The sequence below is a fragment of the Pseudorhodoferax sp. Leaf274 genome, from assembly GCF_001422445.1.
Lineage (GTDB): Bacteria > Pseudomonadota > Gammaproteobacteria > Burkholderiales > Burkholderiaceae_C > Pseudorhodoferax.
On sequence record NZ_LMNA01000029.1, the window covers coordinates 36,802 to 52,161 of the forward strand.

Sequence of the window (15,360 nt, forward strand, 5' to 3'; positions counted from 1 at the left end):
ATTGACCATGCTCGCCATCGAATCTCCCTACCCGCAGTTTTTCGAGCTTGACGGCCGTCCGCTGGATGCTGGCTACGTCTACATCGGGGCGGAGAACCAGAACCCAGAGACGACGCCGATTTCGGTCTATTGGGACTCGGCCCTGACCCAGCCGGCAGCACAGCCACTGCGCACCAAGAACGGCATGTTGGCCCGCAACGGGGCGCCCGCCTTTGTCTACGCGGCCACCAACCATTCCATGATGGTGCGCAACTCCAAAAAGGTGCAGGTGCTTTACGCGAAGTCCTCTCAGGAGTTCAGCGTTGGCAGCCTCATCAACACGTTGCGCTCTGACCTTCTGGGGGTCGGAACGGGCAAGGGCGCGGACATGGTTTCATTCCAGCAGGACGGCTACAACGCGGTCATCCGCACGCTGCTCGCCAAGGCGCGCGAGATCATCAGCGCCGATGACTTCCCAACCTTGCAGGAAGCGGCCAACGCTGCAGCCGGGAAGACCCTGCGCTTGACGCCTGGCAAGACCTACACCGTGGTGGACAGCCTGGCTTTCACCTCGCCGAACACCCATGTCGAGGGTTACGGTGCAACGATCCTGTACCCCAAGCCCAGCGCGAACTACTTCCACTGCATTCGTGCCACAGAGGACGGATTCCAGGCACGCGGCCTTCGGATCGTCATGCAGGGCACCGGCTTGGTCCGGGGCGACTCGGGCTTCGGCATCTGTGTGTTCAACGACACGAAGCACATCAAGGGTGCGGTGATCGAGAACTGCCACGTCAGCGGCATTGCCTCGGCCGGCATGTGGCTGCAGAACGTCAGCGAAGTGATCGTGATGAAGAACACGGTCAAGAACTGCCTTGCGGACGGCATCCACCTGTCGGACGGCGCAAGCCAGATCGTCATCGCCAACAACATCGTTCTGGACAACGCCGACGACAACATCGCACTGGTGAACGATGTTTCGGGCGCTCCGTACCTGACCGGCTTCACGATCACCGGCAACTACATCAACTGCGCCAACGTTGCACACGGTGGTGGTGGGATCGTCCTGATCGGGGCCGTGTCTGGCACGGTATCCGGGAACACGATGGAAGCCACGTACGGGGGCGGCATCCACATGTACCAGTGGTCCGACGATTTCAAGACGGACAAGGTGCTTATCGTCGGGAACAAGTTCACCAACACCGGCCGAGCAACGGGCACCGGCACCGATGCAACGGGTGGTCTTGGGATCCTCTTGCAGCTCACGGCCGGCGTGCACATCGTCGGCAACGACTTCTCGGACATCGGCTACAACGCCGCCGCGCCGAGTAACGGGGCTGTGTGGGTTGCTGACGGCAAGAACGTCAGCATCACCGCAAACAATTTCCAGAACATCGCCTGCGATGCGGTCAATCTGCTGACCAGCGGCCCGATTTCTGGAGGGATGATCCTTACGGTCAACTCCAACGTCTTCGGCTACGTCGGGCGCAATGCTGTGAACCTCGGGCCGGTGGTGGACCTCGCCGCTGCGACGGTCAAGGACAACATCTTCCAATCCACGGCGGGCACGCACGACATCTACCTGGACAAGCCCACGGCGACGATGATCGTGCAGGGCAACAGCTGCAAGAAGCTGGTCTACGTCAACGGCAACAGCACGTCGCTGCTGTCTCGCGTTGAGGTCGAGTCCTTCACCCCGGTCATCGGTTCGGCTGGCGGAGCGATCACATCCTCGAACGCCACCATGGTCTACCAGCGCATGGGCAAGTTGGTCCTGGTGTCGCTGACGGTGGAAATCGTCACCAACGGCACGGGCGCTGGCGTCATCACCGTGTCTCTCCCATTCCCTGTGGTGAGTGGCAGTCTGAGCGGGCGCGAAACCGTCGTGTCCGGCGTGGCGGTCATGGGCCTGATGAACGCCGGGGTTCTGCAACTGCGAAGGTATGACAACGGATACCCAGGGGCCAATGGTGCCGTGCTGGTGCTGTCCGGAATTCTGGTGCTGCCGTGAAGACAGAAGAAGCCGCGCTGACGGTTGCCGGCGTCGCGTCGAAGACGACCTACAGCGGCGCGGGTCTGACCATCTGGGGCGTTCTGTTGACCAACGAGTTCGCCGTCTTGGTCGGCATCTTGGCGGCGGTTGGCGGCTTCCTGGTGAACTGGTACTACAAGCGCCAGGCTGAGAAGAGGGCGGAGCGGGCGGATGCTGCCAAAGAGGCGCGCGACCGGGTGCTGTTTGAGATGCGCCAGGAGTGGCTGCGGAACGGGCGGAACCCACTCACCGACTTCGGCGGCCTCGGGGAGGATGACGATTGACCCCCGCACAACGCACAGCCGCCATCACGGTTCTGGCAGCAGCCATTGCGGTCCCGGCTGAAGGTCTTCGTCAATGGGCCTACCGAGACCCACCCGGCATTCTCACGATCTGCTACGGGCACACCGGGCCAGATGTGACCGCCAAGAGCTATCGGACCATGGACGAGTGCAAGGCGCTGCTGGACCAAGACATGGCCCAGGCCGTGGCCGCGGTCGAGCGCTGCCAACCGGGCCTGCCCGTGCCCATCGCCGCCAGCTTGGCTGATGGGGTCTACAACGGCGGGACCCGTATGGCCTGCGACAGGCCGAACAGCACCCTGGCCCGGCTGTTGGACCAGAAGCGCTACGACGAGGCATGCAGACAGCACCCGCGGTGGAACAAGTCCCGCGTGGCCGGCGTTCTCGTGGAGCTGCCTGGGTTGACCAAGCGAACCAAAGAGCGCGAAGCCCTCTGCCTGACCTGGAGACAGGGGTGATCCCGTACGCGCGCGAGCTTGGAGCTTTAGCGCTGCTGGCAGTGGCCGGCTTCGCAGGCGTGCAGACCATCCGCCTGTCCACCGAGAAAGCGGCGCATTTCCAGACCAAGACCGCTCATGCGGTGCAGCTGCAGCGCCTCGCCGAGCGCGCGAAGGACGTGGCCGATGCCGCCGTCATTGCGCAGCAAGCCCAGTACCGATACGCCGCCGCCATCGATGCCCAACGATCCGAGGAGAAAGACCATGCACTCGCCGACAACGACGCTCGTCGCGCTCGTGACCTTGCTGGCTCTGGTGGGATGCGCATCCCAGCCACCTGCCCGCGACCCGCAGCCGCCCCAAGTCTGCCCAGCGCCACCGCTTCCTCCGGCGTGGATGCTCAAGCCGCCGACATCCCTGCAGCGTTTCGACAGGAGCTTTGGGATCTCCGCGCCGCCCTGATCACTGAGCAGGCTCAGCTTCTAGCCCTGCAAGACTACATGCGGCGACTTGCCGCGGGAGACAAGCCATGAGCCGCGTTCGCATCCAAGAGCTGCCCCTGCTGCCGACCTTCATCATCCGGGCATACCCGGAGGAGGGGTTACCCCTCATGGCCGACTTTCAACTGGTCTGCACTGGCCAGGAGACAGCCCCGGATGAGGTGTGGCTGCATGGGATGTACGGCAGCAGCAACCGGAAAATTTGGCGTGCCCTGGGGTTGGCCCTGATGGATCGCGGCGTTCGCTATATCCGAGCTATGCGCGCGCCTGGCCGGATCCTTCCGCGCGGCCAGTTGATGCCCGATGGTTCGCTGCGGATCGACCTCGACCAACTGATGCAGAAGCCCACGGACACGGGCTTCACGCCGCTCACCTGATCTCGCGGGGTGTCTCCTGATCGGCTCAAACCCGATCTTCACAGGCCCCGGGCGGGAAGGTCCGGGGCCTTTTCTTTAAAGACGGGCAGAGATCTTCTCGGCGGACTCTCGGTAGTACACCCGCCGGAGCAGATCGAGATCGCGGTGTCGGCTGATCCTGGCAAGCGTCAGGATGTCCATCTTGCGGGACATCAGGGTCAGCGCAGTTGCTCGAGAGTCCCGGAATTCGAGGCCCTCGATGAGGGTCTTTTTGCAAAGCTTGCTGAAAAGCGTGCTGGCCTCGTTCGGTTCGACCTTGAGCTTCTTCGGCATCTTCGCGAGCACGCGATGCGCTTGGCGGGTCACAGGGATATCTTCCGGGCGTGGGTTCGTCTTGCTCGGCGGGATGGTGACAACGCGCCTCTTGGCGTCGAAGTTCGCCGGGGCAGCCAGGGCTTCCTGTAAGCGCATGGCCGTGCGCAGCGCTATGTGGAAGGCCTGGGTCACCTCGAGCGTCTTGCCGCCCGTTCGCTTGCCCGCCCTCAGAATGCGAAGGATCAGCAGCCAGGTCCAAACGGCCTGGCGCGGCTCGGCCTCTTTCGGCAAGCGGACGCCTTCAAAGGGGCTGTGCTCAAGCCACTTCCATTCGGACACCGCCAGCCGGAACATGTTGCGGTAGAGGTTCACCTCACGGAGCACGGTGGAGCCGGAGACAGGTTTGCGCACCTTCTCTGGGTCCGGGTCCTCGACGCCGTTTAGCCTCGAGTCCCGCCACTCGCCCATGCGCTCACTGGTGATGTCTGCCAGTTGGATGTCGTCGCCGAAGTAGGCGCGTAGGGCCGCGAACCTGCGGCGCTCCCATTCGACCGCGTTGCGCTTCTCTGCGCTCGCTGTCTCTAGGTACTTTTCGCAGGCTTGGCCAAGAGACCGATCCCGCCGCAAGGACTTCTTGCTTTCCTGCTCGAGCGCCCACGCCTGGGCATCTCGCTTGTACTTGAAAGTCTTCGAGACTCGAGCCCCGTCCTTCTGGACCTGGGCGCGCCAACCATCCCGGAAAGGGCCAATGTACGCCATCGTGTTCGCTCCGCTTGTTCGCTTTTTGTGCGAAGAGTTGTTCGCAGAGCTAACTGGTCTGTTCGCTCCTCTCTAGGGAGGAATGCTAGCCTAGACTGACATAAACCATCTAAAACTAGGTAAGTGGTGCCCGGGGCCGGAATCGAACCGGCACACCTTTCGGTGGGGGATTTTGAGTCCCCTGCGTCTACCAATTTCACCACCCGGGCATAGCCAGCGAAGGCAGCCCGAAATTATGGCACAGTGCGGCCATGCAATACCCGACGATCGAAGACGCCATCGGCCGCACGCCGCTCGTGGCATTGCAGCGCATCGGCGCTGCCGACAACAAGACGCGCGGCAACGTGGTGCTGGGCAAGCTCGAGGGCAACAACCCGGCCGGCTCGGTCAAGGACCGGCCCGCCGTGTCGATGATCCGGCGCGCCGAAGAGCGCGGCGACATCCGGCCGGGCGACACGCTGATCGAGGCCACCTCGGGCAACACCGGCATCGCGCTGGCAATGGCCGCGGCCATCAAGGGCTACCGCATGGTGTTGATCATGCCGGAGGACCTGTCGATCGAACGTGCGCAGACCATGAAGGCCTTCGGTGCCGAACTGCTGCTGACGCCCAAGAGCGGCGGCATGGAGTACGCGCGCGACCTGGCCGAGCAGATGCAGCGCGACGGCAAGGGCCGCGTGCTCGACCAGTTCGCCAACGCCGACAACCCGCGCATCCATTACGAGACCACGGGGCCGGAGTTGTGGGAAGCCACGCAGGGCTGCATCACGCACTTCGTGAGCGCCATGGGTACCACGGGCACCATCACGGGGGTGTCGCGTTTCCTCAAGGAAAAGAACCCGGCGATCCGGATCGTCGGCGCGCAGCCCAGCGAGGGCTCGCGCATCCCCGGCATCCGCAAGTGGCCGCAGGAATACCTGCCCAAGATATTCGACGCTTCGCTGGTCGACGAGACGGTCAACGTGGGCCAGGACGACGCCGAGGAGATGTGCCGGCGCCTGGCGCGCGAAGAGGGCATCTTCGCGGGCATCTCCGCGGCGGGTGCCTGCTGGGTGGCGCAGCAGGTCGCGCAGCGCGAGGAGAACGCGACCATCGTGTTCGTGGTCTGCGACCGCGGCGACCGCTACCTGTCCACCGGCGTCTTCCCGGCCTGACCGCCACCCGGCCGCCCGGAGGCGGTCAGCACCGTCGCGCGAAGCGCAAGGTACCGAAGGATCACCCCCATGCAGTTCAAGTTCTGCCCCGTCTGCGCCACGCCGCTGGAATGGATCACCTCGCTGGAGGACGGCGGCGCCAAGGAGCGCCTGCGCTGCACGTCCTGCGGCTACACGCACTGGAACAACCCGACGCCGGTGCTGGCCGCCATCATCGAGTACGAAGGCAAGGTGCTGCTGGCGCGCAATGCCGCGTGGCCCGGCAAGATGTACGCGCTGATCACGGGCTTCATGGAGGCCGGCGAGTCGCCCGAAGAGGGCATCCGGCGCGAGATCCAGGAGGAAACGGCGCTGGAGGTCAGCGCGCTGGACCTGGTGGGCGTCTACGATTTCCAGCGCATGAACCAGGTCATCATCGCCTACCACGCGCAGGCGCACGGCGAGGTCCGGCTGTCGCCGGAACTCGTGGACTACCGGCTCTATGCGCTGGAAGACGTGAAGTGCTGGCGCGCCGGCACCGGGCAAGCCCTGGCGAAGTGGTTGCTCTCGCGCGGCATCACGCCGCAGTACCTGGAGCGCTGACTAGAATCCGCCGCATTTCGAGGAGCCCCATGGACAACGATCTGAGCATCGACAAGGAAATCGATACCCGCGGCCTGAACTGCCCGCTGCCCATCCTCAAGGCCAAGAAGGCCCTGGGCGACATGGACAGCGGCCAGCTCTTGCGCGTGGTGTCCACCGACCCGGGCTCGATGCGCGACTTCCAGGCGTTCGCCAAGCAGACCGGCAACGAACTGGTGCAGCAGAACACCGCCGGCGCCGAGTTCATCCACGTGCTGCGCCGGCGTTGAGGCGCGGCGCCCGGGCAGGGCACCGGCGCCCGTCCCTCAGATCGCGAGGGTCTTGAGGTATTCGCGGAAGCCCTTGCTGACTTCCGGGTGCTGCAGGGCCAGTTCCACCGTGGCTTCCAGGAAGCCGTGCTTGCTGCCGCAGTCGAAGCGCTTGCCCTCGTATTCGAAGGCATGCACGATTTCGGTGTTCAGCAAGCCGGCGATGCCGTCGGTCAGCTGGATCTCGCCACCGGCGCCGCGCTCCTGGTTGCGGATGTGGCCGAACACGGCCGGCGTCAGGATGTAGCGACCGGCCACGCCCATGCGCGAGGGCGCGGCTTCGGGTGCCGGCTTCTCCACCATGTGGCTCACGCGCGTGAGCCGGCCGCCTTCGATGTTGGTGATCTTCTCGCCAGCCACGATGCCGTAACGGCGCACCTGCTCCAGCGGCACTTCCTGCACGGCCAGCAGCGAGGTGCCCAGGCGGCTGAACGCGTCCGTCATCTGCGCCAGCACCGGCGTGCCGCCCGACGGTCCGATCATCAGGTCGTCGGCCAGCAGCACGCCGAAGGGCTCGTTGCCGACCAGGTGTTCCGCGCACAGCACGGCATGGCCCAGGCCCAGCGAACGCGGCTGGCGCACGAAGGAGCAGTTCATGTCGTCCGGCGCGACCGAGCGCACCAGTGCCAACAGTTCCTTCTTGCCGGCGGTCTCGAGTTCGCTCTCGAGTTCGTAGGCGGTGTCGAAGTGGTCTTCGATGGCACGCTTGTTACGGCCGGTCACGAAGATCATCTGCCGGATGCCGGCCGCATAGGCCTCTTCCACGGCGTACTGGATCAGCGGCTTGTCCACCACCGGCAGCATTTCCTTGGGTTGGGCCTTGGTGGCGGGGAGGAAACGCGTGCCGAGACCGGCAACAGGAAAAACAGCTTTGGTGACGGTCTTCTGGTAGCTGGACATGGTGTTGGAAACTTTCTCTTTCTATGGATTGGGAAGCACAAGGCGCGACAGCGTACCGTTCTGCAAGCAATGCATATGCCATCCAGAACGGTGCACTGGTGTCAGCCCAATCGTACAAGTTGCGCGTGAAGCCTCTGTAACGTGGCCGAGAACTCCGCCACGCGCTTGCGTTCCTGGTCGATCACGGCGGGCGGTGCCTTGGCGACGAAGGCCTCGTTCGACAGCTTGCCGTTGGCCTTGGCGATTTCGCCCTCGATGCGCGCCGCCTCCTTGCCCAGGCGCGCCTTCTCTGCCGCCACGTCGACCTCCACGTACAGCGCCAGCCGGGCCTCGCCCACCACGGCCACGGGCGCGGACTGGGCCGCGGCATGCCAGGCGGCCTCGTCGTCGAACACCTTGACCTCGGCCAGCTTGGACAGCGCCTGCAGCACCGGCGCTGCCGCGCGCATGAATTCGGCATCGCCCACGACGTACAGGGGCAGCTTGGTGGCCGGCGAGACGTTCATCTCGCCGCGCAGGTTGCGGCAGGCATCCACCACCGAGCGCAGCTTGGCCACATGCTGGATGGCAGCCTCGTCGATCTTGGCCGGCTGGGCCTGCGGGTACTTCGCCACGCTGACCGAGGCGCCGGGCAGGCCGGCCACGGGCGCGACCTTCTGCCACAGCTCTTCCGTGATGAACGGAATGATGGGGTGCGCAAGCCGCAGGATCGCCTCCAGCGTGCGGATCAGCGTGCGCCGTGTGGCGCGCTGCTCGGCCTCGCCACCGGTCTGGATCTGCACCTTGGCGATCTCCAGATACCAGTCGCAGAACTGGTTCCAGACGAAGTCATAGAGCGCATTGGCCACGTTGTCCAGCCGGTACTCGGCGAAGCCCTTGGCGATGTCGGCCTCCACCTGCTGCAGCACCGAGCTGATCCAGCGGTCGGCCTGGCTGAAGTGCATGTAGCCGTGGAACGGGCCGCCGGGCTGGCACTGTTCCTTGGTGTGTTCGGCCAGGCCGCAGTCGCGGCCTTCGCAATGCATCAGCACGAAGCGCGTGGCGTTCCAGAGCTTGTTGCAGAAGTTGCGGTAGCCCTCGCAGCGCTTGCTGTCGAAGTTGATGCTGCGGCCCAGCGAGGCCAGCGCCGCGAAGGTGAAGCGCAGTGCGTCCGCGCCGTAGGCCGGGATGCCCTCGGGAAATTCCTTCTCGGTGTTCTTGCGCACCTGGGGCGCTGTCTCGGGCTTGCGCAGGCCGGTGGTGCGCTTGTCCAGCAGCGGGGGCAGCGCGATGCCGTCGATCAGGTCCACCGGGTCGAGCACGTTGCCCTCGGATTTGCTCATCTTCTTGCCCTGCGCGTCGCGCACCAGGCCGTGGATGTAGACGTGCTTGAACGGCACGCGGCCCGTGAAGTGCGTCGTCATCATGATCATCCGGGCGACCCAGAAGAAGATGATGTCGTAGCCCGTCACCAGCACGGTGGAGGGCAGGTAAAGGTTGTAGTCGTCGGTGGGCGCGTCGGTCTGCCCGGGCCAGCCCATGGTGCTGAACGGCACCAGCGCGGACGAATACCAGGTGTCCAGCACGTCCTCGTCGCGGCGCAGCTGCTTGCCGGGCGCTTGCGCCTGGGCCTCGGCCTCGCTGCGCGCCACGATCACGTTGCCGTCCTCGTCGTACCAGGCCGGGATCTGGTGGCCCCACCACAGCTGGCGGCTGATGCACCAGTCCTGGATGTTGCCCATCCACTGGTCGTAGGTGTTGACCCAGTTCTCGGGCACGAAACGCACCTCGCCGCTCTTCACGGCGTCGATGGCCTTCTGCGCGATGCTCTTGCCGGTGGGGTCCTGCTCCGACACCTTGGTCATGGCCACGAACCACTGGTCGGTCAGCATGGGCTCGACCACCTCGCCGGTGCGCGTGCAGACCGGCACCGTGAGCTTGTGCTTCTTGGTCTCGACCAGCGCGCCCAGGGCTTCGAGGTCGGCCACGATGGCCTTGCGCGCCACGAAGCGGTTCAGGCCGCGGTATTTCTCGGGCGCCTCGTCGTTGATGGTGGCCTGCAGCGTGAGCACGCAGATCATCGGCAGCTTGTGGCGCTGGCCCACGGCATAGTCGTTCACGTCGTGCGCGGGCGTCACCTTGACCACGCCGGTGCCGAAGGCCTTGTCGACGTAGTCGTCGGCGATCACCGGGATCTCGCGGCCCACCAGCGGCAGGATGACCGTCTTGCCGATCAGGTGCGTGTAGCGCTCGTCCTCGGGGTGCACCATCACGGCCACGTCGCCCAGCATGGTCTCGGGCCGGGTGGTCGCCACGGTGAGGCTGCCCGAGCCATCGGCCAATGGGTAGGCGATGTGCCACAGCGAGCCATCCTTCTCCTCGCTCTCGACCTCCAGGTCGGACACGGCGGACTGCAGCTTGGGGTCCCAGTTCACGAGGCGCTTGCCGCGGTAGATCAGCCCTTGCTCGTAGAGCTTGACGAAGGTGTCGGTCACCACCTTGGACAGCTTGTCGTCCATGGTGAAGTATTCGCGGCTCCAGTCCACGCTGTCGCCCATGCGGCGCATCTGCGTGGTGATGGTGTTGCCCGACTGCTGCTTCCACTCCCAGACCTTGGCCACGAAGTTCGGGCGGCCCAGGTCGTGGCGGCTGATGTTCTGCTCCTGCAGCTGGCGCTCCACCACGATCTGCGTGGCGATGCCGGCGTGGTCGGTGCCGGGCACCCAGGCCGTGTTGTAGCCCTTCATGCGGTGGTAGCGCGTCAGCGCATCCATGATGGTCTGGTTGAACGCGTGGCCCATGTGCAGCGTGCCCGTCACGTTGGGCGGGGGCAGCTGGATCGCGAAGGAGGGTGCGTCCGCATCCGGCACGCCGGTGCCGCGCACGCCGGCGGCGCCGAGGCCGCGGCGCTCCCATTCGGGGCCCCAATGGGCCTCGATGGCGGCGGGTTCGAAGGACTTGGACAGGTCGGCCAGGCCGGGTTGTGCGGGGGTGTCGCTCATGGGAATCCAGACGGGAGGCGGCGTCCGTGGGGCGCCGCGGGGCAGAACGCGAAGGCCGGGATTTTAGGCCGTGTCGCATCGGCCACCGGCCACCGGCGGGATGCCTGCCGCGGGCCGGCGGCACCCTGCGTATCATGCCGCCAGCCAGGCCGTGCCGCGGGCGCCGTTCCGCATGCCAAGCCCAGGCGTGGCACCCAGCCATCCCATCGTTCGCAGCGTACTTCCCAGGAGTTTTGGATGAAACACACCATGGTTGCAGCCGCCGTGCTGCTGGCCGCATCGTTGGCCTCGGCCGCCGAGATCAGCGTGCCCCTGCAGATCGCCGAGAAGCAGGGCGCCGGCGCCGACGTGGGCACTGTCCGCATCGTCGAGACGCCCTACGGCCTGGCCTTCTACCCCGCGCTCAAGGGCCTGCCGCCCGGCCTGCACGGCTTCCATGTGCACGAGAACCCCTCGTGCGCTCCCAGCGAGAGCGCCGGCAACGTCGTGCCGGCAGGGGGCGCCGGCGGGCACCTGGACCCCGCAGGCACCAAGAAGCATGGCGAACCCTGGGGCGACGGCCACCTGGGCGACCTGCCGCCCTTGTTCGTCGCGGCCGATGGCAGCGCCACCGCGCCGGTGCTGGGCCCGCGGCTCAAGCTGGCGGACGTGCGCCAGCGCGCGCTCATGGTGCATGCGGGCGGCGACAACCACGCCGACCACCCGGCGCCGCTGGGCGGTGGCGGGGCCCGCATCGCCTGCGGCGTGATCGGCGGCTGAAGCGCCGCGGCACGGGCCGCCGGCTTCAGCGGCCCCCGCCCCCGGCGTTGCCGGGCAGGTAGAAGCGCTGCAGCAGGCGCTGCACCGTCACGCGCTCGCGCGCGCTCAGGCGGCCGGCCGCCTCGTTCTCCATCTCCACCACCACCTTCTCGGTTTCCTGCGCCAGCACATGGCCGGCCTGCGTCAGGTGCAGGCCCACCGCGCGGCCGTCGCGCGGGTGCGGGCGGCGCTCGATCAGGCCCCGCCGGTCCAGTGCGGCGATCAGGCTCACGAAGTTGGGCGGCAGGATGTCCAGCGTGGCGCAAAGCTGGCGCGAGGTGGCGCCGGGGTTGTGCGCGAGCAGCGCCAGCACCGAGAAGTCGGCCTGCGTGAGGCCGTAAGGCGCCATGCGCTCGAAGAACATGGCGCCGATGGCGATGGATGCGCGGCGCGCGTTGTAGCCGATCAGGCCTTCGAGCACACTGGTGTCCAGCGGCTCGGCGGTGGAGGGGGCGGGAGGCGTCGAAGTCTTGCGTGCGCGGGCCATGCGGGCGATTGTGGCGCTCAGCCAGCCGCCGCCTGGGCCACGGCCTGCGCCGCCTGCTTGACCATCGTCAGCCGCATGTCGAATTCCGGCAGCACCCAACGGCGCAAGGCCGCGGCGGGCTGCGTCCAGCGCGCGTCGCCCGCCGCGCTGGCCTCGATGCGCGCCCAGGCCCAGGCCAGCAGCGCCAGCGCGGTCACGCGCAGGAAGTCGTCGGCCACCTCGTAGGCCAGGCGCGGTCGGGCCTGGGATGCCATCGCCACGCTGGTGGCCAGGTAGCGCAGCTGGGCCAGGCGGCGCTGGGCGTCCGCATCGGCCTCGCGCGAGGCGTCCAGTTCGTCGCGCAGCTCCAGCAGCATGGCGCTGAAATCGGCGCCCGCATCGGGCAGCACCTTGCGCACGAGCAGGTCGATGGCCTGGATCTCGTTCGTGCCCTCGTAGACCATGGCCACGCGCACGTCGCGCAGGTTCTGCTCGATGCCCCATTCGCGCACGTAGCCGTGGCCGCCGAACACCTGCAGGCAGGCACTCGCGCCGTCGAAGCCCTGTTGCGTGCAGGCGGCCTTGAGCACGGGCGTGACCAGCGCGCACCAGCGCTGGGCGGCGGCGCGGGCCTTGGGGTCTTCGGCGTGGCGGGCCAGGTCCAGCCGCAGGCCCGTGCGGTAGGCCAGCAGGCGCGCGCCGTCGATCCAGGCGCGCTGGGTGTCCAGGATGCGCGCGATGGCGGGGTGCTCGGCAATCGGGCTGGGCTCGGGCCCTGGCGCGCCTGGCGCGCGCATCTGGCGCCGCTCTGCCGCATAGGCATGCGCCTTCTGCCAGGCCGCGTCCAGCATGCCGATGCCCTGCAGCGCCACGTGCAGCCGGGCCGCGTTCATCATCACGAACATGGCGTGGAGGCCGCGGCCGGGTTCGCCGACCAGCCAGCCCTGGGCGTCGTCGAAGCGCATGGCGCAGGTGGGGCTGGCGTGCAGGCCCATCTTCTCCTCGATGCGGTCGCAGAAGGCGGCGTTGCGCGTGCCGCCCTCCAGCAGCTTGGGCACCAGGGCCAGCGACAGGCCCTTGGGGCCGGGCGGTGCGTCCGGCAGCCTGCACAGCACCAGGTGCACGATGTTGTCTGAGAGGTCGTGTTCGCCGCCCGAGATGAAGATCTTGGTGCCGCTGACGCGCAGGCTGCCGTCCGGCTGCGGCACGGCACGCGTGCGCACCAGGCCCAGGTCGCTGCCGGCGTGGGCCTCGGTCAGGCACATGGTGGCCAGCCACTCGCCGGTGGCGATCCTGGCGAGGTAGCGCGCCTTCAATTCCGCGCTGCCGTGGTGCCTGAGGCACTCATAGGCGCCGTGCAGCAGGCCCGGCGCCATCGTGAAGCCCTGGTTGGCGGCCGACAGCCATTCGTAGAGCACGGCCTGCAGCACGGCCGGCAGGCCCTGGCCGCCATCGGCCGTGTCGGCCGACAGGGCTGGCCAGCCGGCCTGCCGGAACGCCTGGTAGGCCGCGCGAAAGCCCGGCGGCGTGGCGACCGCCCCGCCTTCGAAGCGGCAACCGGCCTCGTCGCCACCGCGGTTCAGCGGCGCGATGGCCTCGGCCACGAACTTGCCGGCTTCTTCCAGCACCTGGTCCGCCAGCGCATCGTCGACCTCGGCGAAGGCCGGCAATGCGCGCCACTGGCCGCCCGCGCCCAACACCTGGTGCAGCAGAAAACGGGTGTCGTCGGGGCGGGGGCGGTAGTCCATGGGCGGTTCGGTGTGGAAGGGGCTTACTTGCAGCTGAAGCTGCTGGCGAGTTCGAGGCTGCCGCTGCCGTTGTAGCGGGCCACCTGGGGGTAGGGGCACAGCGGGCGCGAGCGGTCGGCGGCCCAGCCGGCCGGGACGTCTGCGTTCACGCCACCGGCATTGCCGGTGCCGCGCGCGCTGGCGACGATGCGCTCGGGCGCCTGGCCCTTCTCGACCCAGTTCACCAGCGCGTCGAGCATGTCGAACTGGTCGGTGGCAGGGCCGCCGCTGCAGTGGTTCATGCCGGGCACGAGGAACAGGCGGGCGAAGTTGGACGCATCGCCGCCATTGTCCTGGCGCAGCGTCCGGTACCAGTCCACCGTGTCGTCGCTCGAGAAGATCGGGTCGGCCGTGCCGTGGTAGACCATCAGCTTGGCGCCGCGGCCCTTGAGCGCGGGCAGCCTGCCGTAGTCGACCGGCTGCATGAACGACAGCGCGCTCTCGGTATAGGTGGTGTTGGTGGCCTGCACCTTGGCCAGCATGCTGTCCAGGTTGCCCGTGAGTGCGAAGGTGGTGCCGTTGAAGCTGGCCCGGTCCTCTGGCGGAACCTGCCAGACGAAACCCACCGCGCCCGTGTCCAAGCTCAACGAGTTCGTGAACTTCCAGCCGGCCCAGCCCGTGGTCTGCAGGCCGTTGTCGTACGGGAAGCTGGCGTAGATCTTCGTGCCGCTTTCCGTCGTGGCGCCCTTGAACAGGGACGCGATGCGGGTCTTCTGGTCCGCGCTGAGGCAGGTGCCGTCGCGTGCGCCGCTGCAGGTCGGCACGTCGCGGGCCAGGTCGAACGCGCCCTGGCAGGCGGCGGTGTCCTGCACCAGGCCATCGCTGGCGCCATCGAGCGCATCGCACTTGGCCAGCACGGCCTGGCTCACCAGTGCGCGCTCGGCCTGCGTGAAGCCGGTGCCCAGGTTGCCTGCGGTCGTCGCCAGGGCCGCATAGGTCTTGGCGCCCGCGATGTTGGCGATGGCCGCGCGTGGCAGCCGCGTGCCGGGGTTGCCCGCGATGATGCCGTCGTACTGGTCGGCATAGCGCGAGGCGGCCACCATGGCATGGCGGCCGCCATTGGAGCAGCCGCCCAGGTAGGAGCGGTCGGGCGCCTTGCCGTAGGCGGTCTGGATGGCGCTGCGGGCCATGGGCGTGAGCTTGCCCACGGCCTGGTAGCCGTAGTCGAGCCGGGCCTGCGGGTCCAGGCCGAAGAAGGGGCCCAGCGAGCCGGCATGGCCCGCATCCGAACTGAGCACGGCGAAGCCCTTGTTGAGCGCCGTGTCCAGCGGGCCGCCGCCGCCGATGCCGCCGCTGGCCGTGCCCACGCTGCCGTCCAGGCCGCCGTTGGCCTGGTAGAAGAAGCGGCCGTTCCAGCTCCTGGGCATGCGCATCTCGAAGCCGATGGCGTAGCTCTGGCCGTCCACGGCGCTCACGCGGTCGTACATGCGCCCGGTCACGCGGCAGTGCTCGGGAACGTCCTTGCCGGCGATCTTGAGCGTGCCGGCCGCGATGGTTTCCGACGCCGTGATGGTGGTGTTGGCAAAGGCGATCTTGCCCGCCAGGTCGGCACAGGACAGCAGCTGGGCCGACGTCGCCGCGGCCAGTTGCGGCAGGTCGTCGTCGCCCGAGCCGCAGGCGCCCAGCAGCAGGGCCGGGGCCAGCGCGGCGCCCATGGCGCGCCATGGCCATGCAATCGTGCTTTTCTTCATGTGTCTCCTCCAG

At 67.3% G+C, this 15,360-nt stretch carries 15 protein-coding genes and 1 tRNA gene; 9 read left to right on the top strand and 7 right to left on the bottom strand.

Going from position 1 to position 15,360, the window contains the following annotated elements; all coding sequences use genetic code 11:
- The first annotated feature begins 7 nt into the window (after positions 1-7).
- Genes ASF44_RS25620 through ASF44_RS25640 form a run of 5 tightly spaced genes read left to right on the top strand, consistent with a single transcriptional unit; the run spans position 8 to position 3,627 of the window.
- Positions 8-1,990, top strand: a complete 1,983-nt coding sequence (locus tag ASF44_RS25620) for a right-handed parallel beta-helix repeat-containing protein (RefSeq protein ID WP_056902107.1) — start codon at positions 8-10, stop codon at positions 1,988-1,990.
- Positions 1,987-2,295, top strand: coding sequence for a holin (locus tag ASF44_RS25625; RefSeq protein ID WP_056902108.1), 309 nt, complete (start codon positions 1,987-1,989; stop codon positions 2,293-2,295). Before ASF44_RS25620 ends, ASF44_RS25625 begins: the two co-directional genes overlap by 4 nt.
- Positions 2,292-2,771, top strand: coding sequence for a glycoside hydrolase family protein (locus ASF44_RS25630; protein ID WP_082525044.1), 480 nt, complete (start codon positions 2,292-2,294; stop codon positions 2,769-2,771). Before ASF44_RS25625 ends, ASF44_RS25630 begins: the two co-directional genes overlap by 4 nt.
- Positions 2,768-3,283, top strand: a complete 516-nt coding sequence (locus ASF44_RS25635; protein ID WP_056902110.1) for a lysis system i-spanin subunit Rz — start codon at positions 2,768-2,770, stop codon at positions 3,281-3,283. Before ASF44_RS25630 ends, ASF44_RS25635 begins: the two co-directional genes overlap by 4 nt.
- Positions 3,280-3,627 carry a hypothetical protein gene (locus ASF44_RS25640; RefSeq protein WP_056902111.1) on the top strand — a complete coding sequence of 116 codons (348 nt, stop codon included), beginning with the start codon at positions 3,280-3,282 and terminating at the stop codon, positions 3,625-3,627. Before ASF44_RS25635 ends, ASF44_RS25640 begins: the two co-directional genes overlap by 4 nt.
- Positions 3,628-3,702: 75 nt before the next feature.
- Here ASF44_RS25640 and ASF44_RS25645 read toward each other — a convergent pair whose 3' ends face one another.
- Together ASF44_RS25645 and ASF44_RS25650 are read right to left on the bottom strand one after the other, a co-directional pair.
- Positions 3,703-4,680, bottom strand: coding sequence for a hypothetical protein (locus ASF44_RS25645; RefSeq protein WP_056902112.1), 978 nt, complete (start codon positions 4,678-4,680; stop codon positions 3,703-3,705).
- Positions 4,681-4,804: 124 nt separating this feature from the next.
- Positions 4,805-4,889 (bottom strand) — tRNA-Leu (locus ASF44_RS25650).
- A gap of 42 nt (positions 4,890-4,931) precedes the next feature.
- On the opposite strand from ASF44_RS25650, the gene cysM reads away from it, so the two are divergent.
- From cysM to ASF44_RS25665, 3 genes are all read left to right on the top strand, one after another.
- The gene (gene cysM / locus ASF44_RS25655; RefSeq protein ID WP_056902113.1) at positions 4,932-5,834 is read left to right on the top strand and encodes a cysteine synthase CysM; all 903 of its coding nucleotides are present in this window, start codon (positions 4,932-4,934) and stop codon (positions 5,832-5,834) included.
- A 69-nt stretch (positions 5,835-5,903) separates the two neighbouring features.
- Positions 5,904-6,416 (top strand): NUDIX domain-containing protein, encoded by a 513-nt coding sequence (locus ASF44_RS25660; RefSeq protein ID WP_056902114.1) that lies wholly within the window; start codon positions 5,904-5,906, stop codon positions 6,414-6,416.
- 41 nt (positions 6,417-6,457) lie between these two features.
- Positions 6,458-6,685, top strand: a complete 228-nt coding sequence (locus tag ASF44_RS25665; protein WP_056902325.1) for a sulfurtransferase TusA family protein — start codon at positions 6,458-6,460, stop codon at positions 6,683-6,685.
- 36 nt (positions 6,686-6,721) lie between these two features.
- On the opposite strand, the gene galU is transcribed toward ASF44_RS25665, so the two are convergent.
- Together galU and ASF44_RS25675 are read right to left on the bottom strand one after the other, a co-directional pair.
- The gene (galU, locus tag ASF44_RS25670) at positions 6,722-7,624 is read right to left on the bottom strand and encodes a UTP--glucose-1-phosphate uridylyltransferase GalU (protein WP_056902115.1); all 903 of its coding nucleotides are present in this window, start codon (positions 7,622-7,624) and stop codon (positions 6,722-6,724) included.
- 101 nt (positions 7,625-7,725) lie between these two features.
- The gene (locus tag ASF44_RS25675; protein WP_056902116.1) at positions 7,726-10,605 is read right to left on the bottom strand and encodes a valine--tRNA ligase; all 2,880 of its coding nucleotides are present in this window, start codon (positions 10,603-10,605) and stop codon (positions 7,726-7,728) included.
- Between the two features lie 237 nt (positions 10,606-10,842).
- Here ASF44_RS25675 and sodC point away from each other — a divergent pair, with 237 nt between their 5' ends.
- A complete protein-coding gene (gene sodC / locus ASF44_RS25680; RefSeq protein ID WP_056902117.1) occupies positions 10,843-11,364 on the top strand; it encodes a superoxide dismutase family protein in 522 nt (173 codons plus the stop codon).
- A gap of 25 nt (positions 11,365-11,389) precedes the next feature.
- Here the strand turns inward: sodC and ASF44_RS25685 are convergent, their stop codons facing one another.
- From ASF44_RS25685 to ASF44_RS25695, 3 genes are read right to left on the bottom strand one after another with little or no spacing between them, the layout of a single operon-like run.
- Positions 11,390-11,890 carry a MarR family winged helix-turn-helix transcriptional regulator gene (locus ASF44_RS25685; protein ID WP_056902118.1) on the bottom strand — a complete coding sequence of 167 codons (501 nt, stop codon included), beginning with the start codon at positions 11,888-11,890 and terminating at the stop codon, positions 11,390-11,392.
- A gap of 17 nt (positions 11,891-11,907) precedes the next feature.
- Positions 11,908-13,617, bottom strand: coding sequence for an acyl-CoA dehydrogenase family protein (locus tag ASF44_RS25690; protein ID WP_056902119.1), 1,710 nt, complete (start codon positions 13,615-13,617; stop codon positions 11,908-11,910).
- 23 nt (positions 13,618-13,640) lie between these two features.
- A complete protein-coding gene (locus ASF44_RS25695) occupies positions 13,641-15,347 on the bottom strand; it encodes a tannase/feruloyl esterase family alpha/beta hydrolase (RefSeq protein WP_056902120.1) in 1,707 nt (568 codons plus the stop codon).
- Positions 15,348-15,360 lie beyond the last annotated feature (13 nt).